Here is a 24,597-nt window from a genome sequence, read left to right as displayed (position 1 = left end):
CTACACCATGAAAAATTTGTACAGCTTTTTAAGAACAGCATCATCAATTCTGATATGCTCCCTGATTAATCTGGTCAGTGTATTTGGCCAGAATTTTACAAATAGTCAGTTAAAAAATATAAACTTAAATAATCCTACTTCTCTGCAATTTGGTCCGGATGGTAAATTATATATAGCACAGCAGGATGGGCAGATAAAAATTGCAACAATCCAGCGTAACGGCCCTAATGACTATACAGCTACAAGTACTGAAACTATTACATTAGTCAGAGACATTCCCAACCATAATGACGATGGCACATACGCCCCGGGAAAAAAAAGGCAAGTAACCGGAATATTAGTTGAAGGAGATGCCACTAATCCAATTATATATATAACATCCAGCGATTCCCGTATTGGAGCTGGTAGCTTTGGAGATGTTAACCTTTGCACCAACTCAGGTGTAATTTCAAAATTATACAAAGAAAGTGGACAGTGGAAAAAGATAGATCTTGTAAGAGGCCTTCCAAGATCTGAAGAAAACCATGCAACAAACGGACTAGTAAAATACGGGAATAAACTTTTAGTTTGTCAGGGAGGAGGAACAAACTCTGGAGCTCCATCAGCTTTGTGGACATACATTACAGAATATGCCCTTAGCGCTGCCATACTTGAAGTGGATCTGGCAACAATTGAAGCGTTGCCCACTTTGACTGACTCCACTGGTAAGAATCCCTACAAATATGACATACCAACTTTGGATGACCCCACAAGATCTAATAAGCCAGACGGTACAGATATCTTTGATCCTTGGGGAGGAAATGACGGACTTAACCAGACAAAGATAATTCCTGGCGGGCCGGTTCAGATTTATGCAGGAGGTTTTAGAAATCCTTATGACATAGTAGTTACCAAACACCCTTCAAGAAGTGGCAGAGTCTATAGTATAGATAACGGACCTAACAGAAACTGGGGTGGGTATCCAGTAAAAGAAAACGGAACAGTTACCAATAAGTATCCTGCAGGTGAGCCAGGTTCTTTGACAGTCGGTAACTTCGATGGCTTAGAATATATTGGTAATATTAATACATATCAACCAGGTGAATATTATGCAGGACATCCAACACCTATAAGAGCTAACCCTTCAGGAGCTGGTTTATTCACAAATGATTCAGTTCATGGTAGCAAATGGAGAAATGATAATTCTGATCCAAACTTTCCTCTTCCTATTGACTGGCCTCCTGTTCCAGAAAGCATGAAAGATATCAGGGAAGCTGATTATTATGACGCAGGCACTACTGCAGATAAATCATTAATATACTTTGAACAATCTACCAATGGCATGTGTGAATACCTTTACTCGGGAAACAGCATGTATGGCGATATATTAGCTGTTGGATATGAAGGAGATATTTTCAGAATAAAAACATCAGATGATCCTAAGGTAATTCTCAATAGCAAAAAACCCAACAGAGTTAATCTGGATAAAGGATGGTCAATCGGAGATGCAAAACCACTTGACATTACAGCGCAAGCAGATGGTGAAATATTTGAAGGCAGTATCTGGATTGCAAGCTGGGGCAAAAGCAGGATAGATATCTTTGAGCCAGGCGCTGCAATAGAATGTAACAGCGGCCCTAACTCCCCTAATGATGATGATCAGGATGGCTACTCAAATGATGAGGAAACCAAAACTGGAACAGATCCTTGCAATGGGGCAGATAAACCAACTGATTTTGACGCAGACTTAAAGGGTGACTTACTTGATGACGATGATGACAATGATGGAATCAAAGATATTGTAGATCTTTATGTACGAGATAAGGATAATGGTTCCTCTACTACCATTCCAACACATTATGCATTGTTCAACTATGATCCGGGTACAGGTTTCTTTGGCCTTGGCTTTACTGGATTGATGACCAACTACAAAACTGATTATCTTAATTTGTATGACCCTTACAATATGATTGCAGGAGGTGCTGCCGGAGCACTCACTCTTGAAGGAGTTACACCTGGTGATGCATTTGAAGATATCAATACACAGATGAATGGATTTCAGTTCGGTGTAAACGCAGATAAAAATTCAGGAACATATGTAGTTTCAGCAGCCATACTTCCAAGCTACTTTAATGCAGAAACTCCTATAGATGAACAGTCTCAGGGAATATTTATCGGAAATGGCGATCAAGATAACTATATCAAACTTGTTATTAACTCTAACGGGGGTAAAGGAGGTATTGCATTAGTTACAGAAGTAAATGGTAAAGCAACAACAGTTCAAAATGATCTCCCAACAGCAACTATCCCATCAGAAGCTATTGTTTTCCAGTTTCATATAGATCCTGCTACCGCAACCGTCTATCCTAGATATCAGATCGGTAAGACTGCTTATAGCTTTGATCCAGTCATAGCTTCAGGAAAAACCAAAGGAGCAATACAAAGATCAGACACATCTTTGGCAGTAGGTATCATCTCAACATCCAGAAACGCTAATTCAACTTTCAACGCTACATGGGATTATATTGAAGTTGAGCCTTCAATTATCTCTTCAATCAAATGGAATAATTCCTCTTCTGCTTCTGATATACTTGCATATCCAAACCCTACTAAAGATATTATCAATATCAGTTTGAAAGATAAAACCAATCAAAACTGTAGTATTAAGATCTTCAACAGTATGAGTCAGTCGATAAAGGAAACAACAGTGGGCTCTGCAAATAGCGGATTGGATTTTCCAGTAAATGTATCAGATCTGGAGCCTGGTGTATATTTCATGCAACTACTTAATGGAGATGCGAAATCAGCAACGCTTAAATTTATTAAACAATAATTAGAGTTAATCATTAAAAAGGGCAGGTAATACATCTGCCTTTTTAATTTCAATAAGGTTCTTTTTTCAAATTTTTTTTTTATTCCTCACCAATAAATTCAAAACTTTTTGATTTCCATTCATCGTCTTATTCTTAACAGATCTTATCTAAATAATAAGTCACCGAAATCACATGCAACTATTCCATTAAAAAGTTTTACAAACTTCTTCTACCCTTAGCAGTTAAACGCATTAAATTCAATTCTCTAATCATATGTTATTCAGCGAAAGAAAAATAACAATTTGTATTTTACTGTTTCTGCTTTTCCCCTCAATGTTTTATTTTCTGGTAAAAGCATCATCAAGAGATACCACAAAAAAATATTTATCAAAAGTAGTGCTTAATAAGAAATCAAATAATAAAAGGCTTACGCGGAATAGTAATCTATTAAGAAGAATAAGCTCCACCGAAAAGGTAACTGGAGCTAAAATAACAATCATATTCAACTCCAAACCTTTATCTTATAGTCTTACAAAATGTCCTCTAATGTATAATAAAGCTTTCGCCTTTAGTTTCACACTGGATGACGGAAAAGCCTGTGCTTATGATTATGCCTATCCATTGGTGAATGGAGGTAAAAATTATAAACTCGATAGAGATTTCCCCGGACTATTCTTTTCTGACGGTTGTGGCAATAGCATTCCTTTTAAACTTGGCATAGCCATGTGTAGTACCAACGGGAGAGGAGACGACAATCACGTAAAAAAGAACAATGAAGACATGACATGGGATGAGCTGAAGATAATGTATCAAAGTGACTGGGATGTCCTCAATCATAGTTTTTCACATCAAACAGGCCCGGACACCGACTATGAATACCAGATATCACAAAACATAAAATATGTATATGATAAGACAAATATTACGATGACACATTTTGTAATACCAGGAGGAGACACCGGATATGCTGAGCCTGCGATAAAGCTGGGTATGAAATCAATTTATAACCAGAAATTTTATAAAGGCATTAATGGTATAAAAACCGATACTCTTAAAAATCTTAAGCATTATGAAATGTTCAGACAATTTTTGGATGAAGTTAATCTGAATAGATACATTAGTAAATTAGACGAGATAGATGCTCAAAGTTCACCTGATAATCATATCTGGTATTCAGCTTTTACTCATCAGGTGGGCGAAGTTCTTCAAGGAGGTAGTATTGCTTATCCAACTTTTGAAAACTACATGAACAGTCTTGAACAAAGATTCGGTATAAAGGGAAAGGACAATATGTATATGGCTCCACTTCAGGAAGTTTATGAATATATACAGACCCGTAACTGTGCTAGACCAATTACAGAACAATATGGAGACACGTTAATACTTTATCTTGATCTTTCAGAAATGCCTGACCAAAGAAGATACCAGCTTTCCCTTAACTTAAACACTGATGAAAATATTGCTAAAATAATCACTGAAGATAACGTTAGTTTCATTAGCTATAACAATGAGGATACCACCAAACTTATCAATATAAAATGGAGCTCTAAACCTCAAACAGAATACGAAACCGGACAACCTCCAATTCCACTAAGCAATATTCCCAGTATATTTTCAGACAATAAGTTAAATGCATATCCCAATCCAGTTTCTGACAAGCTTTTATTAACCATACCTGAAATAGCTTCCAATAATCCAGAAATAGCAATTGTCGATATGAATGGTAATTGTACTCCTGTCAATTCATATACTTTTACTGATAATAATACAATTGAAATAAATCTCGTGCCATTTAACCTTTCTGAATCTATGTATTACATAAGGATCAAGTCAGACGACGATAAGTTGAGAATTAGTAAGATATACTGGAAAAAGAAATAATATAACAGATTAGGAGAAAGAGTGCTAAAGGAAAATGTAGAGGAGAAAAATATAAAGTTATTATTCTTCCTGACGTGTGATGGCTATACATTTCCCTTTCTTTGTATTTTTAATAAATTGCAGGATACGATCAATTTTGAAAATCATAACCTCGAAAATTAGCTTGCAATGTTTATTCACCATGGAAGAGAAAGAACCTTCAAACATAATCTTCAGATTGCATCCCTACTTTCCTTTGTGGCAGGAATAGTAAACGTTGCGGGCTTTTTATCAGTAGCGAAACTGACTACAAATATTACAGGTCATTTTGCTTTTTTTATTGACGAAGCATTTAAGTTGAACACAATTCAGACAATCTTATACTTTGTATTTATTGTTGCTTTTTTTTCAGGTTCATTTGCTTCCGGCTTGCTGATAGAAATATTTTCGAGGAAAAGTGCAAAATTTGTCTTTATAGTTCCAATTATCCTTGAGAGTATTATTCTCACATCTGCAGGTCTACTGAGCAAGAACTTTATAGATAACAATGCAAATCTTATTGCAACATTATTACTTTTTACTATGGGCCTGCAAAATTCCCTGGTTACCAAAATAAGCAATGCTACTGTGCGAACAACACATTTGACAGGACTCTTTACTGATTTAGGTATTGAACTTTCTCAACTTTTTTTTTATTCAGAGATAGATCAAAAACAAAAGTTATATAGATCAATAAAACTTCGATTTACCATCATATCATTTTTCTTTCTCGGAGGATTATTTGCCGGAATCCTTTATGACTTCATTCAAATAAAAGTGTTACTATTGGGAAGTATTGTATTGATAGCAGGAATTATATATACTTTCAAAAAACAACATATTACTGAATCACCAAAACTTATGAAACAAGATATTAAGAACTAAGAAATGATAATCCTCCATTAAAAGAAGGATTATCATAAACATTAAACCCAATCTTAATATCTATACTTTCGAACTTCCTGAGTGAGGCGTATGGATAAATTTTTTATTAGCTCCCTTTAATTTAAATAGTACCAAAAGCATAACTATAAAAGCCTTAGGCAGCTGTGCTATTGCCTTTAAATTCTTTTTAGTAAAGAATTCAGCTGGTACTGCAATAGTCAAGCCCAACATCTGCACAAGGAACAAGCTTATCCAATAGAACGCTCCAGGAAATGCTATAATCCCCGTTGCAAATTCGAATATTGCGGATACTACTGCTGTCACACCTGTCACTCCTAAAAGCAAGACCCTTGGTGCCAAAAATTGCTGGAAAGCTTTGTCAAAGAAGTCCATATTTCCTTTTGTTATAAGATGCCAAAGCCCCTGAAAGAAATATTTTCTGAAATAGTGCAACTGAGCAGATATCCACCTCCTGCGCTGATTCTGAAACACTTCAGCATTTTCAACCTTTTCATCCAATATATAGGCATCTTCTACATATTCAATTTTAACTTTATCCCTGAGAAGCTTATGCTCCAGTTCTTTATCAAAGCCTCCAATAGCATTATTGGTAGCCATAACGTTCTTAAAATACTTATAATGAAAAGCCATCCCTGAGCCAATAAGCCCGGAAGAAAGTCCTAAAACTCTGTGACCTCTTCTGTAAATATGATTGTTAATCTCTTCACTCACGGCATCCAGTATGGCAAAATTAGTATTCATATTTTTTGCGACCCTGTGCCCTTGTACAGCACCTATGCCCTTAACAGAAATAACGGAATTTAATTTTCTTATAAAATCTGCTTTCATAATGTTATCAGCATCTAACACGAGTGCATAGTCATATGCGTTTTCATCGAGCTGACTTAAAGCTACATTAAGAGACTTGGCCTTAGTACTTTTATCAAAGGAAACTTCAATCACTTTAACAGGCATTGATTTCAACAAATTCAATGTGCTGTTTTGTAATGAATCTGCTATCACTATGACATCATACAGATGCTGAGGATAATCTTGTTTCAAAGCTTCCTTGGCTGAGTTAAGAATTACCTCATCTTCTTTATATGATGGTATAAACACTGCAAATCTTCCCGAAGGTTCCCGTAATTTATACCTTCGCAGTCCACCAAGTCTTCCGGCTAAAGAGAACAGAAATCCATAAAATACACAGACCGATAAATAAACAAACAGAATTAATAGTATAATTTTAATAGCAATCATGCGGCTTCAAGTTTAATCCTTTTATTCTCCAATAATGCTTTATTCTTAAAATTCCATAAATAACCTTTCATAAAAGCCTTTGCAAAATCTACCTTCTTTGAGAACAGATAAGTCAATAAATTTTTTGGCAACGCCACAAAAGTAAAATAGATCATGCTTAGATAGAGCTTTAATCCTTTTACATTTCTGCGCATAAACAACAACCTGTTTCTGGTAAGGTAATAAATTTTCATAGGATTAAGTTTACCCACTGTCACAGACTCTTTATGAAACACATTTGAATTACCCACAAACCAGATCGTATATCCGGCATCTTTTATTCTTTCACAAAAATCAAGCTCTTCATAATAAAGAAAATACATTTCAGGCATTAAACCCACTTCCTGAATTACCTTTCTTGGAATCATCATTGCAGCCCCATGTCCATAAGGAGTACAGCAGCAATGGTTATATTGCCCGTTATCTTTTTCATGCTGACCGATATATTTATTTCTCCCTGAAATAGGATTAATGGCAGTACTTCCTGCGAATTGAATTCTTCTATCACTATGATAGTATATCAGCTTTGCAGTTGCTGCGCCCGCGTCAGGGTCTGACTCCAACTTGGAGACAAGAGGTTCCATAAAATCCGGAGCCACTTCTGTATCATTATTCAGCATAAGAAAGTATTTACCTTTAGCAGCTTTAAAACCCACATTATTGCCACCAGCAAAACCGTTGTTATTCTTATTTCTGATCAGCCTTATCTCTGGAAATCTTTCCTTTATAACTCCAGGATCTTCTTTTGAATGATTATCCACTACAATGATTTCAACATTGGGATAGGTAATTTTCCTTAAAGATTCAAGAAGTGCACATGTCACATCAGCTCCATTATAATTTATTGTTACTATTGAGACCAACGGGTAAATATCCTCTCTCACATTTCTCATATCAAAATGAAATTTAATAATACCAACCCACAACCTTGATGTGTATCATAGAATTAGTAAGGAATAAAGAATCAGATTATCTGTAAAAAATTTATTATCCTATCCGCAGTTCCACCTATTCTCTTATTACATCGTTAGTTAATGAGTTCTTTTAAGAGAAACTTACTAAAAATACAGATTGTTAAAAAGAGCCTGTAACCCAATACCGATCAATACATTACAGGCTTCACAGTATCAGAAGTCTTGTCAGTATCCAAAGATGGAGCAAGAAAAATAACACCAACGGAGATGCTCCAAAACACGATTGTAGGAAACTGAGCTAAAACTTGATTACCATAACTCGCTACAAGAATCCCAAATACACCAGCGTACAAAGCCATCATCTTCTGTTTCAGGTAAGGATTTCGAAGGTTATAAACAAGATAGAAACCTCTTGCGAGAATAAACAATAAAGTAAGTATATGAATCGTCAATCCAACGATTCCTGTTTCTGCCCAAATCCTGACATAGTGACTATCCGGAGGTGTTTCAGCTAAAAATGTTCCAGGACTGAAACGGCTGCCCCAGTAGCCAATTGTACCTATTCCGCCACCTATTGGCCTCGATGCAAGATAAGCTTTTAACTTTCTCTGGTTTTCGAGCCTTACTTTGAAAGAAGGGTCACTTTGGGGATTTACTGCACTTCTCATCCTTTGTATCTGATAATTAGACTGGCCGATGAAAGTAAACCGTAAGAAACAAAATATTGCAGCCATCACAATAAACCCAAGTGTGAATATCCTAAAGTTCTTAGTGAGCAAGAGATAAAACAAAACTCCAACAAACACAAACATAGCACCTCTGGTTCCTGATATAGCCATTCCCCAGAAACACAGTACAGCTACTATAAAATAAAATACCGACTTAAAAGTGGAGTCAGATTTCAGTGACAATATAACTGCTACAAGAGTAGAAAAAGACATAAAGGCACCAAACTGCCCTGCATCTGAGCAAAATGAAAAATACCTTATTTTCCCAAACAAAATATGCGTGTCTGCAGCTGTTTCCAACCAAGCCTTCTCTACATGATCAAGACCTATATACATTTGCTTCATTCCATATAGAGCAGCAACCAAAGCCCCAATCATCCATAAATTAATAAACACATCAATGAATTTCTCTGTTTTCAGTACCAGGAATGTTAGTATAATAAGAAAAATAATATAAAAGGATATCGCTCTTACTGCATAGAACCATGCTTCAAAGCTTACAGCTTCAGGATTTAGTATTTCGAGCATAGTAAACCCTGTCCACACTAACAATACCCAAATTAAGCTATTATTCAGTTTTTTGATATTTTCATAAGAAACACTGAACAGTGCAGAGAATATACTAATGACTAACACAATATCGAGAGATGTCCCTAAAGGAGCTGACACATACCTGGTAACACCATTGACAATCAAGCCTACTACCATGGCCATAATCATACCTGATAAAGGATATGAGAATATAATGGCAAAAACCACAAGTATCAATGGAAGAGAAGCCGCTGCAGCGGTAATAATAATGCCTCCTTTGGCAAACAGCAAACCTAAAAAATATGCAAATAGCAACAGTAAAGGCCATTGGCCATATTTTTTCACATTTTCGATTAAGATATCACGATCAGACATCAGTCAATACTGAGGTTTAGTTTACTCTTCAACTTTTTAGCAGAACTTTTGATTTCTTTAAATCCTTCTGAAAATAACCTTGAAGGAATAATCTTAATATCTTTTCTCAAGAAGAATACCCCCATAACGACTCCTACAGAAAAGGTAAGTATTGAGACAATGGCAATAGGCCATAACATGCCAAAGGACTTAATTACGATGAACACACCCAGGGAATTGATGCACACCATAACAATAACCTTGAACATATTTTGTTGAGGACGGCTGAGGACATCCAAAGCCATACCTGAATATCTGTCGAGTGGCATTAAAGCAGCATGAAGCGCAAATATTCTGAGAATATTTGCAGATTCAGCATATCCTTCACCTCCTAATAAAACCACCAAATACTCAGCAAACACTATACAGAACACAACAACAGGAAGTAACATAATACTGAACATACCTGCTGTACTCTCAAGTTTTTTACTAAGCCCCTGAAGATTTTTATTATTTACCAATCTCGAAAAAGAAGGCAGAGCAGTTGCAGCAAAGCTCCTTAAAGGGATTTCAACCAATTCAAATAATTTAAGAGGAATATTAAAAATAGCAACTGCCTCACCTCCCAAGAAAGCTCCGATTAAGAATGTGTCAGAACTTCTCAATAAATTAGCACCAACCATAGTGCCCATACTAAACTTTCCGAAATTAAATAAATCTTTAACCCTCTTCCACTCTGCCAATCTAATGCTTTTGATATTAGTCCATCCAGCTATCAGACAAAATAAACTTCCGGATAAATTTGAGATCAGATAAGACTGTACAATAAACTCTTTTCCTCTATGCAAGAATAATTCTGCACATAGCAGCACTATAAACACACCTTGACTAATCAAACGTATATATATAATTTTACTAAACTTCATATCCACCTGCAGTATCCAAGAAGAAAAATTATAAGGAAGTGTAACAATTATTAATATCCAGAAATAGTTAAAAAAATAAATTGCTCCATCAGAATTAATGTAATAAAGCATTACTCCCCTAAGCATGAAGCTTAAAAGCACAAAAGAAATGGTAATCAGAATCGCAAACAACCATGAACTTCCGATTACTTTCTCCTTCTCCTTTTCACTCACACCTGAACAAAATTTAACAAGGGGAGTCTGCAAGAAGCCCACTCTTAGTAATTCAATAAAGACATAAACAGTAACGAACAAGATCCAATTACCGAAATCTTCCTTTGAGAATATTCTTGCGAGTAAGGCAAAACTTACAAAACCTAAACCTGCCGCAATGACATTACCAGTTAAAGAGAGAATATTATTATTGGACAAAATCTTCTTTAAAAACTTCATATAACTCTTTCCTTTTTCAACTCCAGCATCCTCTCTATTATTGAAGAGAACTGCTCAACTCTATTTTCCCACGAATTATGTTTTGAAAATTCTATTCTGGATTTCATTCTCACTAAAGAGTCATTGTACAAAGCATCTCTGAGACTATTGAGAAAAGTTTCTTTTGAATTCGCTATCCAGACATGCTTATCAAACTCAGGTATCTTTGCAAAATCAGTCATAACAACAGGCTTGCCAGCGGCCATGTATTCGTTAATCTTAAGCGGATATACTCCGCTTGTAACCTCATTCTTGAGATATGGTATGATACCTACGTCCATATCTTTAAGAAGAGATGGAATTTCATAAGGCTTCCGACTTCCCATAAATTTGGCATTCGGATATTTCTTCAATGCCATTCTTGCCATTTCATTGGTAACCCTTCCAATAAAATTGAATTGCACTTCAGGAAGCATTTTTATTGAATAAGATAGAAGTTCATAATCAAACCTTTCATCTATACTTCCTGTATAGCCAACAATTCTGGGGGCATGAGGAGATTTCAATTTAACATCAGCAACAGCATTGAAATGTTCAAAATCCACGCCATTTTTAACAACAAAGCAGTTCTGATGAAGAGGACTCTTGGATTTATACAAAGCATCAGATGTTGTAATAACTGCATCTGTTTTTTTAATGTATTCCTTTTCTATCTCAGGACCATGAAAATGGTACCATTGATCTCCTTTAATTTCATCGTAGCAATAATAAATATTCAAGAGTTCATTAAAATCACCTACCAAAGGAAGTCCAAAGAAGGGATTGTATCCATTCACTACAATTGGATTTTCCATGTTTAATGTCTTTAAAGCTCTTTGAATTGCTCCCCTTACCAGATTACCGTTAAGCTTCAGCATTACCCTGTAAGGATTTTCATTTTTTATCCAGTTAATAGGTAATACTGGCGGAGGTGTAAGCACATGAATTTCGCTTCCATAAACAGTATTAACTGTTCTCAAGCGGTTTTCAAGTCCTATCATTCTTGTAATAGGAACTTTCTGCTTTCCGGATAAAGCCGCAATAATATCTTTTACCGTATACTCATAATCAACAAACAGAACTCTGTTTTGCTTACTTAAAATACTCATCATTTTCACAACAGTATTTACAAAGTCCTTATCCCACGTAGTAAGCGCCATGCACAGGATATTTTTATTCCGGATCATAAGATACTTTATTTTTCTTGGTCACATTTTTATCCTGATTATCTTTGCTGACAAGTTTAGCAGAGAACCATTTTGGCACCCTTCCATAAATCTGTATCAGTCTGTCTGTAGTAACTTTGTTAAGAACCAATAATGGTTTTGATTTTAATACCTTTGTCAGAAGACCTGAAAGATAGTTATCAGAATCTTTCCAAGGTCTATCTGCTCTAAGAACCAATAGGCACAGATCAGCTTCTTTAACCAGCTGCAGAGGAAGCTGATATTCCTGAAGAGAAGGTATTTCAAGAAAAACAAAATCTGCTTTATCTATCGTCTTAAGTATTTCATTGATTTTACTGGCAGGAACCATCCTTTCAATAATTTCATAATGTCTGATTTTCACCTTTGAAATATCTACAACCTCTCGTTTATCAATAGTTTCAGGACGATAGCCTTTTTCTGAACCTGGTGTAAATATTTCTGAAACATATCCAAGGTCGGAAATACGTTTGGCCATTTTATAAATCATCCATGTCTTCCCTTCTGAGATCTGTGTACCAGCAACAAGAATAATTTTGGTTTTCTTTGTAGGAGCGGTTTTTTCTGTTTCCAGCACTATTCTGTTTACTGCTTGCTCTATTAGAGAATCTTCGAAATATTCTGTAATTCTGTTCCTCTGAGTCACTTTAGGTAATACACCTGCCACTTCAAATCCAGTCAAGCGCTGTGCTCTTGCAGAATTTTTAACTGAAGAGTCCAATAATTCCTTCGCCAGATAAAAACTTAGTAGCAGCAAAAACGAAGCTATCATTGCAAGCGGAATCAATACAAAATCTTTTGAAGCGATAGGCTTCACCGGATAAAAAGGCTGATCCAGAAGCTTGATATTACTTGACATCTTCACATTCTGATATCTCTGCTGGTTCATATTAAGAGCTTCCAGCTTATCCATATATTCTTTCTCTGCTACCTGCACTTCTCTTTTTAAAGTAAGCAACAAAGAACCCAGCGGAGTAAAATCATTATAAGCAGAATTAAAGGAATTCAAACGCTCTTGCATAATCTTAAGCCTTGCCGAACTCTCCTCGACAGTTAAAACATTGCTTAGCCATTGCTGAAGTATATTATCGCTTGGAATACCTTCATGACTATTATTGATAGAGTAAAGATTATTAACAAGATCTTTAAGTTCTTTTTTTATAGCATCTGCTTTGTCGGTTAATTCTTTAACTTTTTCTTTCGTTTCCCCAAAATTCTGAGCATTAGCAATCTTATAATTAATATCGGACAGCTCTTGTCTTTTAGCCAATACCCTGTCATTACTCTCCATAATATTCTTTCTCCCCTTCAGTCTTTCTTCAAGACTTACAAGGCTTGCCTGAGCTGAAGCAAGCGTCATTTTTTCCTTTTCAATCTCGTCTGCATATGTTTGTCTTGACTCTGACAATACTTTTGCCTGTTCGTCGAAATTGATGATTCTATTTTTTACCTGAAACTCTTTAAGCTTAAGTTCAGCATCCGTCAGTCTTCTCCTTGCTTTATCTGTCTGATCTGAATAATAAGTAACTACATGCTTGACTTCAGACTCTTTTATATCACTATATTTTCTTATAAAAACCTGAGCCAACAATAACAATGTTTGCTGACATATTGCCGCATCATTAGCACTGTAAGACACGTCCAGCATATCACTGTTTTCCTTTCTGATAGCATTTACTCTTCCACGGATTTTATCAACACCATAAATACCATTTTGAGATGCTACAAGCGCTGAAAATACATTGAATTTATTCTTACTTATATAAGTTTGCATCTTTTCATAAGTAGCCTCAGGAGTGGCTGCTTTTACCTGACGCAAAACAGAATCTGGCACTATAGATTTTATTTCACTATACTTCTGAGGAGAGATATATCTCAGATCAGGTTTATCTAAGGTAATATGAGATGCCACAAGCCTTAAAGAAACCTCCTGTATTGTTTCTCTTGACTTTAACGTATTTAAAAGGTTGTCGAATGCATTACTTACAGCATTGTGATCAAGCCTTGGATGTTCTTCTGTGGTTACATTGTATCCGCTTGCAACTCCTGTATAAATCAGACATGTAGAAGCATATTCCATTTCCCTCTTCCTTGTTTTCATGTATACGAGTGAAGCCACTGCAACAGGAAAAAGTATCAGAAGCATCAAGTGCTTTCTGAGTATCCTAAATATATCACCAAAGGTCATTTTTGTTTAATTAAAGAACCAATACTTACCCCTATTAAATATTCAAATTGTTTGTAAACTGTATTATAATCTTTTCTGGCAATCTCATAGTTAGATTCAGCCATATAAAGAGTATTACTTACTGAGGAATAATCTTCCAGAGAGATTGTTCCTTCCTTAAATTGCTTTTCAGCCATCTGATATACAAGCTGTGAATTCTGAAGGCCTTCGCTTCTTATCTTCAGAAGCTTCTGGGCAACAATCAGGTTATTATATTCAGCCGCTATTTGCCTTTTTAATTCTACTATTACCCTATCTCTATTACTTTGAGCCATTTCCAGCTCTGCTTTACTAAACTTTATTCTATTATGTCTGGCCGTTATATCAAACAATGGTACACTCACGTTTACTCCTACTCTGTATCCATTAAGGAAATTAGTCTGACGATTAAAGTCTCCATATGATACACCAAACTTTTGGTCACCAGTGGCATAGTTACCAAAGGCCTGGATGTCTTTTTGCCAATCCTTTCTGGCTAAGTGAATCTCCTGTTTACGAGCTTTTATACTAGCATCCTCCACTTTTATGTAGGGAGATCTCTCCACCGCAATCGAAACGATTTCATCCAGGGGAAGTAATTGTGTTTCAAGATCCTGAAGTACTACAATACTATCATTTTTTACTTGTCCGAACGTAGAACGGGAAATCACAGTGAATATCAAAAGAAGCATACCATAAGCGTAATGCTTATTATTCCAAAGGGTATTCATACTATACATTTTCTTTCTGTAATAATGCAGGAATTGTTTTCGCAATAATTTTAAGATCTCTCAAGAATGAATAATTCCTGGCATAGTCATTATCTAGTTGAATTCTTTCAGCCTCTGACATTTCCTTGGTTCCTCTTTTTGTTACCTGCCAAAGACCTGTAATGCCTGCAGGTGCTAGGAATCTTAGGGTAAACTGATCCACTGTAATCTTTTCAGCTTCATAAAGCGGAAGCGGACGATTACCAACAATAGACATATCCCCTTTCAATACGTTGAAAAGTTGAGGCAATTCATCTATACTAGTATTCCTTATAAACTTACCAATCTTGGTAATTCTTGGGTCATTACTTATTTTTATAAATGCAGCCGCATCCTTTTCTTTCTTTTCCAAAAGGAATCTCTTTTCACAGATTTCTTTTCCATCTAGGAAAAGCATGGACTGACAAACTTTATTTCCCCTGGCACACTCTTCACAAAGGTTTGTGTGCTGAGACTTTTCTTCCACAGCTCCTGTTGTTTCTTTTTTATTGTCACTTTCGGCACCTTTTTTATTTTTATTGTATTGATTCAAGTGTGCAAGGTCCTTTAGCTTTTTATCAGCATCGGCACTCATCGATCGAAACTTATAGAAGTCAAAAATCTTGTAGCCGGTACCAACCCTTTTCGCCGCATAAAAAACTGGACCTCTTGATTCAAGCCTTATTAATATAGCAAGCAAAAGAAAGAATGGACTTAGAAATATAAGTGCTAGTGTTGCAAATACTATATCAAATATCCTCTTAACTAAAGGAATCTTGTACTCAGGATGCCTTACAAAGCCTTCTTTATATGCTCGTTTGTAATGAATTTTATTTTCTATAAGGTAATTTAATCTTAATGCAAATGGATCTTTTGAAACATTCTGCTCGAAAATTTCAGACACACTATGTTTAAGCATTTCAGAACGGACTTGTCCTGTAATGCTGTCTACAAGAAAAACAAAAGGAACCGGCTCTACATCCGATTGTTTTAAATGCTGCAACAATAACAGCCCATTCGGGCTGTGTAATTGTCCAGCAGAAATTATTGCATCGATTTTATTACCCTTAGAATGCCATTCGAAAAACTTAAATCCGTTTTCAAAATGTATAACATCAAACCCATCTGCCATTCGATTTGAAAATGATTCTAGCCGATCTGCCTGATTGTCTATATAAGCCAGCTTCTTCTGTGTAATAAGCTCCATACTGATTTTTTACTTATAAATTCTTTTGAAAATATTTTCTACTCTTATTTCAAGTTCTTCAGGATTGAATGGTTTCATCATAAAATCATCAGCGCCACATTTAAGACACTGAATCCTCACGCTGCTTGATTCATAACTTGATAGAATTAGGAGTGGCACCTCTCTGAAAAATCCACTGGACCGGATATGTTTTATAAATTCAAATCCATCCATCTCGGGCATACGCAAATCACAAATAATTAAATCCGGTATATTCCCCTCATGCATCCACTCAAACGCTTCCTTACCGTTTGCCTTTTTTACTACATTATATTTTTTGCACAAAGTGCAATTAATTATATCTAAAGTTGACTCAACGTCATCAATTGCAAGAATAGTTTTCCCCTTCTCTGCCACAAGTTTTTCAACTTTTGGCAATGCCTTTTCCATTATTTCCATACTAAATAAATATTATCGCCTTCTGCCTCGTATCTAATTATAAATTCTCATTGGATTATACAGCAGCTTTGTGTGCTGCTTACATAATTTCAACTCAACAGCATATTATTTGTTCAGTCCAAACATTGGCTTTGGCTGCCCCTCTGGCATTTCATATCTCATACTATGTTTGCCCCCTCAGGATCAATTAATTAAAATTAAGTATTCAAAAAACTGAACATCCCATCAATTTTATCTTTCACTTTAAAAAACATTTCTATAGATTTAATGACAAATAAAATATTATGGTACAGGAGAGATTAGCGGAATTGCTGAAGAAAAAAGGCATAGGGCCTGAAGGCAGCAAAAGTCTTATAGCAGAAGAGCTCAATGAGCTTAAAAATTTATTTAAATCTCCCGATGTAAGCCTTACCACTGTCGCTACCATGGTTACGGCTCTGCTTACCCTTGAACCCAATAATCACGAAAGAGAATGGATAGAAAAGGTTAAAGCTGCTCCTTCAGAATTTCTTCCGAATGAAATAGTACCATTTTTCTCAGGTGATACAAGGGATGATTTTTATAAGCTGATCCTTAAAGTCATAAAACATGAAGACTTGTCTCAAGAAGAGGCTGAAAGTGGAATAGAACAATTATTTAACATTCAAACACCAGAATATCTTAAAGGTGCTTTCCTTGAATCACAAAGGTTAAAACGAGAGACCTTCATTGAAAACAAAGCTTTCTTTTCAGGCCTATGGAATAAAGCAGAGAGAGTAAAAACTGATCTTCCTGTAATTGTTGATATTGCCGATAGTTATGATGGCTTTAACAGGACTTCTAATTTTTCATTATTTACTGCAGCATTGCTGGCATCATTAGACATTCCCTGCATTGTTCACTCCATCGATAAAGTTGCACCTAAAGAGGGCTATACTTCTCATCAACTTTTGAAACTGGCAGGTAAAAATCCACTCATATCTGTTTTCCAGGCTCAACAAGCATTAGAAAACAAATCTATAGGATTTTGTTATCTGGACCAGCAGATATTTTTCAATGACCTTTTTCTGCTTAAGAGAATGAGAAAGGAAATGGTTAAACGTCCTTTCCTTGCAACTTTTGAAAAGCTTTTACAACCAATTCAAAGTACTCAGGGAAATTATCTAGTTTCCGGATACACACATCCTCACTATAAGGAAGAGGTTGTTAAGCAACTTAAAGAGCAAGGTGAATGTAAAATGGCCCTTATCTTTAAAGGACTTGAGGGATCAACACAGTTAACGCTAAGCAGAGGTTCTACTGCGATATTTTATGATGGCAATGAAATTAATGAGTCATTGGTTTCTCCCGAGGACTTTGGGCTTCCACTTTTGGAAAGTAAACAAGATAAAAGCATCAAACCAGAAGATGTATTATCGGAAGGAATAGCGGCGCTGAAGGGAAACAAAAATTATGCAAGGGAAGCCATCATTTATCAGGCTGCAGTTATTATCACCAAGTTTAACCTGGTACAACATAAAGATCTGATTGCTGTATTGAAGGAAAAGCTTGATTCGGGAGAAGCTTTGAATCGATGGAATCTGCTGAATATATAAAATGTAAAGTTAGCCTTCAATACAATGAAGGCTAACTTTAAAATCAATTCTTCACAAGTCTTGAAGTATAAACAACTCCTCCTTCATTCAATATCATCACTGAATAAATCCCTGCTCTCAAACTATTTATTTCAATTGTTTCTTCAGTTGTCGAGAAATTACCGGAGAGAACTTCTCTTCCTTCATTGTTAAAAATTTTATAGTAAGTATTCTGAATACCTTCGCTTGAAATTTTGATTTTGTCTGTAGCTGGGTTTGGAGAGAGGCTTACAGAAACACTTAACTTATTTGGATAAAGGCCTAATACAAAATCTATAGGCTCTCCCTCTTTTGTCGTTCCCTTTTTATAATAAACCAATTGACGACGTTCTACCTGCACTATTCCAAGAACTCTATCATAGTAAGGTCCTCCTAAACCTTGCCAGTATTCATCATTGGAGCTTACTACAGGTGACAGCGTAATTATTTCACTATAGCAGGAATCATCTGTTGATCCCATAGATGAATGATATCCTTCATTTGTAGATTTTACCATAACTGAAGGATCTCCGGAATTTAAAAACTGAAAATTATAAGACGCCCATCCTTTTTCAATTTGCTTTAAGGGAAGTTGATTGATACCATAAAGATCTGAGGTTAATGAGATCTTAAGTGAAATCGTATCTATATTTACAGTAAAAGTTTCTTCTCCACCCCAGAGGTTTTTTCTGGTTTTATTTTCTAAAACTTCTATCTGGTAATCTACAGAATTATTGCTGAAAGTTTTCATCAGGATTGTCTGACGAATCTTATTTTCCACTATTGCCTCATAAATGGCAAATTCCTTGATATGTAATTCATCCCCCACTTCAAAATCATAAATTTCCTTTTCTGTTAGATTCTGAACTCCAATATTAAATTTATCAACTCCAGCAAGTATCAAAGCATTGGTATCCTCAGGAAAATGGAGAAGATCGTATGTTTTTACAAATCCATATTTTTTACTTATTTTCCATTCCTTACCATTGAAAGGATGAGCTAATGCGCTGTTATTCTCATTTCTCTTCAGGGAAATAGAGAAAGTCAAAACAGAATCTGTAACCTCATCTTTATATATTGAAAAAGTTTCCAGTTTTTTACCTGTTACTTTAGCCTCAAAATAATTCTGTTCTGTTCGGTAAAAAATCCATGAGTCATTTACGTTCGCATATTTTTTGAAGATAAGAGAGTCATCGCCTGAGTTAATAAAGATCTCTTGATAATCTTTAGTCATAATGATATTTTTGCCAGTCCATGCATACCCTTTGTTTGTTACCTTACATTCATAATCATCAGAACCTGTATAGCTAAGAATGCGAAAGTTATTATAAAGAGTATCTGAGTTAACTACCCTTAGATTTTGAATCTGAACAGGTATAAAACTACCTGGGTTCCCTATTATTTCATCGTCCATAAAGGTATCACTGCACTTGAAAAAAGTTGTGCGATCAGAATGAATAGTCTTAAACTGCGCAAATGATTTTACAGACAAGAACACAAGAATTAGTTGTAAAATTTTTTTCATAAAGTTTTTATTAAAAATGTATTTTAAAAATATTCAAAACTTATCACAACTAAAAAACTTAGGATAATTCCTGAGGCCTTCTATAGCCTTGCAGATTAGTTTTCACAATCTCGAAGTGTAAATAACTTTTCCTTTATTCAGAATCATTTAAAAAATAGATTTAAAAAGTAACATTCGTTCCCATTAATTAAAAATAAATAAAACAGACTCCTTTCTTAGAAATCTACAAACACGATTTTCACCTAAAATTCAATCCATTAAAACAAGAATTTAAACTTTTAAATCGAATACCAAAAAAACTTTACTATTTCTTAAACAATTTTGCCACTATTTAACTTAAGGTTCTCAGTTTTCATAAATTATCTAAACTTATAACTATGGGAAAAGGAGATAAAAAATCAAAAAGAGGAAAGCTCTTTAAGGGGAGCTTTGGAAACTCAAGAAAAAGTAAAATTGAAAAAGCTGATGCTAAACCTTCTGCACCTGCAGCTCCTGTCGCAGTTCCAAAGAAAAAATCAGCCTGATTATTTTCACCACAATTTTAGAAGCACACCATCTTTGTGTGCTTTTATTTAAATCTTTTGTACTTTCCTCCAATTTATCTATCCTCCTATTCTTCAGGACACATCAGGCTTGTTAAAATTTACGTAAATTGATTCAAAGATTATCTATCTTTTTATTTTCCACGTTAAAGCTTGGACCTGACATCGGTTTTTACTTTATTTCCAAAAACAAGTATTAAAATTCTATGAAAAGACTTTCATTCTTACTTTTTTTCATTATTTGTTTCAACACAACAAAAAAGGCTTATTCTCAAGGCACAAGCCTCAGTCAGCCGATCAATTCACCACTGGGAGAAGAATTAAACCCCAGCGTTAGCGCTGATGGCAAGACATTACTATTCCTATCCAACTATGGTGAGGAAAAACCATACCCGGTTATAAGCTATCTTAAATCAGGGGTCTGGACAAGGCCTGATGAAGTAACAGCTCTGAATACCCCTTCTACTAAGCTTAACAACAATCTTGGATATAATTTAAGCCCTATGGGGAATGAAATATTCTTTTCTAGCAACAGGTATGGTGGTATAGGAAGCAATGATATCTGGATGATTGAAAAAACACCAACCGGATGGTCTACTCCCAAGAACCCCGGAAAACCTTTAAATTCAACACTAGGAGAAGCTGATCCAAGTCTATCTCCCGATGGCAAACAACTATACTTTGTAAAATGGACAGACAAAAAATCATCTACAGGGCTGCCCTGCGGTAAGATAACTGTTTCTCAACGTACAAGCAAAGAAGGCTTCAGAGAACCTGTTGACCTTCCCGCTCCAGTTAACTCCGGCTGTGAATGCTCTCCAAGAATTCTTTCAGATGGAAAAACATTAATCTTTTCTTCCGAAAGAGCAGGAGGAAAAGGAGGATTTGACTTTTACAAGACTCAGCGTAAAGATGACGGAAGCTGGACAACACCAATACCACTCACCTATATCAATTCTAAAACTGATGAGGTTTATGCAGCGATTCCTGCCAATGCTGAAATGATCTATTATACTGCGGTCAATGGCAAATCAAAAGATATTTATAGAAGTAAGCTTTCTCCGGAGTTCCAACCCGACAGAGTATTTCTGCTTGCAGGAAAAATAAAAGAAGAAACTGGAAAAACTGTTGCCGGCAAAATTATAGTAACAGAACTTCCTTCCAAAAAACTTATTTCAGTTATTAATCTGAAACAAGATGAGCCCTACCTGATCATACTGCCCAAAGGAAAAACATTTGATGTCACAGCTTATGGCAGCATCAAAGGCTGGTTCTACAATGGCAACCATATTCCACTTGATACGCTTACAAAATCTGTATACAAGGAAAAGGATTTCAAATTACCGGCAGTAAAACTTAACACTGCTATTGATCTTTCCAATATCCAGTTTGAAGGAAGTTCTTTATCTCCATCCTCTTCTATGGATCTTGATAAACTGGTAAAATGGCTTCAGGAAAATCCAACTGCTGCAATTGAAATAGGGACTTCTATTCCTGAAGTAAAGTCAGACACAGTACAATCTCCTGAACTTACAGAAGTCAAGGAGGAAACTGTAACTCTAGACACAACACAATTTATCCGCAAAATTTATCATAATGATATTACACAAAAGCAGGCAGATGCTATAGCATCTTATCTCACCCAAAAAGGCACTGCAAGTACAAGGATAAAACCAGTAGGTTATGGAGACAAGAAAAAAGGAAACAAATCTAATGAGGGTGGCAATATGGTAGAAATTACGATATTGAAAGAATAAAAATCAAGAATAATTAATACCAATAAAAAACTCATTGATATCTTTTTTATCAATGAGTTTTTTATTAAAATTATCTACATCAGCTCACCTTTGTCAGCACTAAAGGTTTTTTTATAGTTTTGTTCTATATAAGCTCCACCGGATAAATCACATTCATTTTTTTGAGAAGCTTCCCTTTCACTCCCGCTGGAAGATTCATAAACTAAAACTCCATCACACTCTTCAATGACAGCAGAAGCATCATAAGGTTTTGAAAGATTTTTTTTATAATTATGAATTGCGCTGTATTGCTTATCTTCAGTGGTTCCATAATATTTTTGCTGTACTGCCACTTCTTTTTTTGTTAATGGTGCAAATTGCTGTTTGTAATTTTGACCACTCTGTGCCATTATATTTGCTGAGAAGAATATCATTGCTCCCAACAACCAACACTTCATTCCATTCATAATTTCTTTTCTTTTTAAAGGAAACAAAACTATGCATGAATATTGTTTTGCAGCACAGAGCTTAAAGACTTAAGATAGGAATATTTTGAGGAGTTTAAGGAATTTAAGGAGTTCTAACACCATACTTACGTTCAATCTTTATTTTGGGCTTAGTTATCTTTTAATGAAAAAACGAATGAAGTACGTTTATCCGGCACGATACCAAATTCGATAATATTCTTTTTATTAAATGATCTTTCTTCCAAAATAGACTCTCCCAGCATTTCGAAATAAAATTTCTCCTCAAATACGTGAGGCAGGAAACCAGCCATTCCTAAGAGGACCATCCTGTTTACTTCATTTCGTCCAACTACCAGCTTTTTTTCATCAAGCAAACTAAAAACTTCTATGATTGTGCGAGGATTTAAAGTAAGACACACCTCGGTATAATCAAGAAAAATTGTATGATCAAAATTCTTCATATAAGCTTTAAGAAAAGCATTATGTACCTTTTCAGGAAATGTATCACCGAACTGCACGTAGCTGCCCGTGCACAAACACTGAGCTGCAAGACGTCCTTCTTCTGTTTTGGAAAAAACAAATATTTCAGATACAACCGGCTTTAACAACCTGATAATAGACTCAAGCTGTTCAAAAGAGAGTTTTAGGTCATTCCAAAAAACCATTACTAATTCTTTTCTTTTCATAGAGCTTGAAATTTGAGAGTCCTGAACTAAATTTTATTAGTATTTATAGTGCGAGAGAATGCTACAAGCAAGTACATTCGCTCTCGCTCTGTTTCTCGCTTTTTTTAAACTTGGGCGGTAATTGTTTGATTTTAACATGATAAAAATGAAATTGTTTCTCAGCTTACCAAGGGATTTTATCCACAAAAATTCAACAATTACTGAACTATTTTTGCCTTATCAATAAGCAAACTAATTGGAAGGCACATGTTGTTTTTATGATGTAACATAGGGGAATGATGATAGATATGGATATGGATAGATTAACGAGGGAAGATTTCGAAAGACTTGCAGGTATTAAAAGCCAAAACTGTATTTCTATATTTATACCAACCCACAATAAAGGGATGGAAGTAAATGAAGGCCTTGACTGGTTGCAGTTTAAGAACCAACTGACAGAGGTTAGAGATAAACTTCTGAAAAAGAATTATCAGGAAAAGTATGTTACAGAACTATTGGCTCCGGCTTTTAACCTTTTGAATGATACCGGGTTCTGGCATCTTCAAGACAAAGGCCTGGCAGTGTTTATGAATGATGAAAACATAAGTTACTTCCGCTTGCCAGTTTCATTTGAAGCTGAAAACTATGTGGGTAATGCATTTGTACTTGATCCTTTATTTATCTTTTTCAGAGAAGAAGGGAAATTTTATACATTGGCTTTAAGTCAGAAAAAAGTAAAATTATTCAGGAATAGCAGGTATCACTTTGAGGAAATTGCCCTTCCTTCTTCAGTTCCACAAAACATAGATGAAATATTATCCCAGTATGAATTTACCAAAAGAACCATGCAAGGCAAAAATATGGGAAGCAAAAACATGGGGGGCGGCACTATTCTCCATTCTCATACAGATAGTTTCTACAATGATCAGTATACTCTGGAATTCTTCAGACAGATCAATACTGGGGTCAACGAAGCTTTAAGGGACGAAGAAAAATTACCTTTAGTGCTTTATGCTGTTGATAATATGCATTCAGTTTATCAGAAGGCAAATTCATATCCTAACCTTTTCAAAGAAGGTGTAAATGGAAACCCTGATCACCTTCTTGATCAAGAGATTTTTGAAAAATCTATTAATGTAATGAGAGGAGAAATGCTCAAACCTCTTAAAAAGAAAATTGATACTTATCACGCTTTTGCAGGCACTGGCAAAACATCTTACTCAATAGATGAAATTGTAAGAGAAGCCCAGGCCGGAAGAATTGATACACTCTTTATCGAAAAAAATAACCATTTATGGGGAACCTTTAATGAACAGTCAAAGGAAACCAAGATGGGTAAAGCTACCGACAAAGATAGTACCTCTTTGACTACTAAAGCTGCTGCATTCACTATTGAAAACGGTGGATTTGTTTACGAGGTAACTGCAGAGGAAATGCCGGAAGCTGGTAAGCCAATGGTTGCTGTATTCAGATTTTGATTCTTTCCA

Annotated in this window: 19 protein-coding genes; 7 read left to right on the top strand and 12 right to left on the bottom strand. The window is 35.4% G+C overall.

The features are described 5' to 3' along the window. Positions 1-7 precede the first annotated feature (7 nt). The 3 genes from K350_RS27745 to K350_RS0106650 all read left to right on the top strand — a co-directional run bounded on the left by K350_RS27745 (position 8) and on the right by K350_RS0106650 (position 5,576). Complete coding sequence (locus K350_RS27745) at positions 8-2,812, top strand: T9SS type A sorting domain-containing protein (RefSeq protein ID WP_051312928.1); 2,805 nt, start codon at positions 8-10, stop codon at positions 2,810-2,812. 253 nt (positions 2,813-3,065) lie between these two features. Next, the gene (locus K350_RS0106660; protein ID WP_081670919.1) at positions 3,066-4,673 is read left to right on the top strand and encodes a T9SS type A sorting domain-containing protein; all 1,608 of its coding nucleotides are present in this window, start codon (positions 3,066-3,068) and stop codon (positions 4,671-4,673) included. 168 nt (positions 4,674-4,841) lie between these two features. Then, positions 4,842-5,576, top strand: a complete 735-nt coding sequence (locus K350_RS0106650; RefSeq protein ID WP_028979237.1) for a YoaK family protein — start codon at positions 4,842-4,844, stop codon at positions 5,574-5,576. A gap of 60 nt (positions 5,577-5,636) precedes the next feature. Here K350_RS0106650 and K350_RS0106645 read toward each other — a convergent pair whose 3' ends face one another. The 9 genes from K350_RS0106645 to K350_RS0106605 all read right to left on the bottom strand — a co-directional run bounded on the left by K350_RS0106645 (position 5,637) and on the right by K350_RS0106605 (position 16,583). Further along, positions 5,637-6,836: a glycosyltransferase family 2 protein gene (locus K350_RS0106645; protein WP_028979236.1), complete on the bottom strand. Its 1,200-nt coding sequence runs from the start codon at positions 6,834-6,836 to the stop codon at positions 5,637-5,639. After that, the gene (locus K350_RS0106640) at positions 6,833-7,768 is read right to left on the bottom strand and encodes a glycosyltransferase family 2 protein (RefSeq protein WP_028979235.1); all 936 of its coding nucleotides are present in this window, start codon (positions 7,766-7,768) and stop codon (positions 6,833-6,835) included. The genes K350_RS0106645 and K350_RS0106640 overlap by 4 nt, the downstream gene beginning before the upstream one ends. 209 nt (positions 7,769-7,977) lie before the next feature. Continuing rightward, positions 7,978-9,423, bottom strand: a complete 1,446-nt coding sequence (locus K350_RS27740; RefSeq protein WP_051312927.1) for an O-antigen ligase family protein — start codon at positions 9,421-9,423, stop codon at positions 7,978-7,980. Continuing rightward, the gene (locus tag K350_RS0106630; protein WP_028979234.1) at positions 9,423-10,760 is read right to left on the bottom strand and encodes a lipopolysaccharide biosynthesis protein; all 1,338 of its coding nucleotides are present in this window, start codon (positions 10,758-10,760) and stop codon (positions 9,423-9,425) included. The genes K350_RS27740 and K350_RS0106630 overlap by 1 nt, the downstream gene beginning before the upstream one ends. After that, a complete protein-coding gene (locus tag K350_RS0106625; RefSeq protein WP_028979233.1) occupies positions 10,757-11,965 on the bottom strand; it encodes a glycosyltransferase in 1,209 nt (402 codons plus the stop codon). Before K350_RS0106625 ends, K350_RS0106630 begins: the two co-directional genes overlap by 4 nt. Then, positions 11,952-14,129, bottom strand: a complete 2,178-nt coding sequence (locus K350_RS0106620) for a GumC family protein (protein ID WP_156026959.1) — start codon at positions 14,127-14,129, stop codon at positions 11,952-11,954. Before K350_RS0106620 ends, K350_RS0106625 begins: the two co-directional genes overlap by 14 nt. Before the next feature lie 38 nt (positions 14,130-14,167). Beyond that, positions 14,168-14,920 (bottom strand): TolC family protein, encoded by a 753-nt coding sequence (locus tag K350_RS0106615; RefSeq protein ID WP_037574438.1) that lies wholly within the window; start codon positions 14,918-14,920, stop codon positions 14,168-14,170. A 1-nt stretch (position 14,921) separates the two neighbouring features. Further along, the gene (locus tag K350_RS0106610; RefSeq protein WP_028979230.1) at positions 14,922-16,145 is read right to left on the bottom strand and encodes a sugar transferase; all 1,224 of its coding nucleotides are present in this window, start codon (positions 16,143-16,145) and stop codon (positions 14,922-14,924) included. A 9-nt stretch (positions 16,146-16,154) separates the two neighbouring features. Continuing rightward, on the bottom strand, positions 16,155-16,583 hold the full coding sequence (locus tag K350_RS0106605) for a response regulator (protein WP_245598549.1): 429 nt from the start codon (positions 16,581-16,583) through the stop codon (positions 16,155-16,157). 284 nt (positions 16,584-16,867) lie between these two features. Between K350_RS0106605 and K350_RS0106600 the strand changes: the two genes are divergently transcribed. Further along, positions 16,868-18,157, top strand: a complete 1,290-nt coding sequence (locus tag K350_RS0106600) for an anthranilate phosphoribosyltransferase (RefSeq protein ID WP_028979228.1) — start codon at positions 16,868-16,870, stop codon at positions 18,155-18,157. A gap of 43 nt (positions 18,158-18,200) precedes the next feature. Here K350_RS0106600 and K350_RS0106595 read toward each other — a convergent pair whose 3' ends face one another. Then, positions 18,201-19,700, bottom strand: a complete 1,500-nt coding sequence (locus tag K350_RS0106595; protein ID WP_028979227.1) for a T9SS type A sorting domain-containing protein — start codon at positions 19,698-19,700, stop codon at positions 18,201-18,203. A gap of 377 nt (positions 19,701-20,077) precedes the next feature. Between K350_RS0106595 and K350_RS31925 the strand changes: the two genes are divergently transcribed. Together K350_RS31925 and K350_RS0106585 are read left to right on the top strand one after the other, a co-directional pair. Then, on the top strand, positions 20,078-20,224 hold the full coding sequence (locus K350_RS31925; protein WP_081670918.1) for a 30S ribosomal protein THX: 147 nt from the start codon (positions 20,078-20,080) through the stop codon (positions 20,222-20,224). Between the two features lie 224 nt (positions 20,225-20,448). Next, complete coding sequence (locus tag K350_RS0106585; protein ID WP_028979226.1) at positions 20,449-21,999, top strand: OmpA family protein; 1,551 nt, start codon at positions 20,449-20,451, stop codon at positions 21,997-21,999. Between the two features lie 74 nt (positions 22,000-22,073). Here K350_RS0106585 and K350_RS0106580 read toward each other — a convergent pair whose 3' ends face one another. Both K350_RS0106580 and K350_RS0106575 read right to left on the bottom strand, forming a co-directional pair. Continuing rightward, positions 22,074-22,472: a hypothetical protein gene (locus K350_RS0106580; protein WP_028979225.1), complete on the bottom strand. Its 399-nt coding sequence runs from the start codon at positions 22,470-22,472 to the stop codon at positions 22,074-22,076. A 122-nt stretch (positions 22,473-22,594) separates the two neighbouring features. Continuing rightward, on the bottom strand, positions 22,595-23,131 hold the full coding sequence (locus tag K350_RS0106575) for a hypothetical protein (RefSeq protein WP_028979224.1): 537 nt from the start codon (positions 23,129-23,131) through the stop codon (positions 22,595-22,597). A 275-nt stretch (positions 23,132-23,406) separates the two neighbouring features. On the opposite strand from K350_RS0106575, the gene K350_RS0106570 reads away from it, so the two are divergent. After that, on the top strand, positions 23,407-24,588 hold the full coding sequence (locus K350_RS0106570) for a baeRF3 domain-containing protein (RefSeq protein WP_028979223.1): 1,182 nt from the start codon (positions 23,407-23,409) through the stop codon (positions 24,586-24,588). Positions 24,589-24,597: the final 9 nt, after the last annotated feature.

It is taken from the genome of Sporocytophaga myxococcoides DSM 11118 (assembly GCF_000426725.1).
In the GTDB taxonomy this organism is placed as follows: domain Bacteria; phylum Bacteroidota; class Bacteroidia; order Cytophagales; family Cytophagaceae; genus Sporocytophaga; species Sporocytophaga myxococcoides.
The sequence above is the reverse complement of the archived record's forward strand: the minus strand, read 5'-3'. Positions and strand labels throughout refer to the sequence as shown.

Excerpts from the sequence above, each read along its gene's own strand:
- K350_RS27745 (WP_051312928.1), top strand. The coding sequence starts at position 8 with ATGAAAAATTTGTACAGCTTTTTAAGAACAGCATCATCAATTCTGATA.
- K350_RS0106660 (WP_081670919.1), top strand. The coding sequence starts at position 3,066 with ATGTTATTCAGCGAAAGAAAAATAACAATTTGTATTTTACTGTTTCTG.
- K350_RS0106650 (WP_028979237.1), top strand. The coding sequence starts at position 4,842 with ATGTTTATTCACCATGGAAGAGAAAGAACCTTCAAACATAATCTTCAG.
- K350_RS0106645 (WP_028979236.1), bottom strand. The coding sequence starts at position 6,836 with ATGATTGCTATTAAAATTATACTATTAATTCTGTTTGTTTATTTATCG.
- K350_RS0106640 (WP_028979235.1), bottom strand. The coding sequence starts at position 7,768 with ATGAGAAATGTGAGAGAGGATATTTACCCGTTGGTCTCAATAGTAACA.
- K350_RS27740 (WP_051312927.1), bottom strand. The coding sequence starts at position 9,423 with ATGTCTGATCGTGATATCTTAATCGAAAATGTGAAAAAATATGGCCAA.
- K350_RS0106630 (WP_028979234.1), bottom strand. The coding sequence starts at position 10,760 with ATGAAGTTTTTAAAGAAGATTTTGTCCAATAATAATATTCTCTCTTTA.
- K350_RS0106625 (WP_028979233.1), bottom strand. The coding sequence starts at position 11,965 with ATGATCCGGAATAAAAATATCCTGTGCATGGCGCTTACTACGTGGGAT.
- K350_RS0106620 (WP_156026959.1), bottom strand. The coding sequence starts at position 14,129 with ATGCTTCTGATACTTTTTCCTGTTGCAGTGGCTTCACTCGTATACATG.
- K350_RS0106615 (WP_037574438.1), bottom strand. The coding sequence starts at position 14,920 with ATGAATACCCTTTGGAATAATAAGCATTACGCTTATGGTATGCTTCTT.
- K350_RS0106610 (WP_028979230.1), bottom strand. The coding sequence starts at position 16,145 with ATGGAGCTTATTACACAGAAGAAGCTGGCTTATATAGACAATCAGGCA.
- K350_RS0106605 (WP_245598549.1), bottom strand. The coding sequence starts at position 16,583 with ATGGAAATAATGGAAAAGGCATTGCCAAAAGTTGAAAAACTTGTGGCA.
- K350_RS0106600 (WP_028979228.1), top strand. The coding sequence starts at position 16,868 with ATGGTACAGGAGAGATTAGCGGAATTGCTGAAGAAAAAAGGCATAGGG.
- K350_RS0106595 (WP_028979227.1), bottom strand. The coding sequence starts at position 19,700 with ATGAAAAAAATTTTACAACTAATTCTTGTGTTCTTGTCTGTAAAATCA.
- K350_RS31925 (WP_081670918.1), top strand. The coding sequence starts at position 20,078 with ATGGGAAAAGGAGATAAAAAATCAAAAAGAGGAAAGCTCTTTAAGGGG.
- K350_RS0106585 (WP_028979226.1), top strand. The coding sequence starts at position 20,449 with ATGAAAAGACTTTCATTCTTACTTTTTTTCATTATTTGTTTCAACACA.
- K350_RS0106575 (WP_028979224.1), bottom strand. The coding sequence starts at position 23,131 with ATGAAAAGAAAAGAATTAGTAATGGTTTTTTGGAATGACCTAAAACTC.
- K350_RS0106570 (WP_028979223.1), top strand. The coding sequence starts at position 23,407 with ATGATGATAGATATGGATATGGATAGATTAACGAGGGAAGATTTCGAA.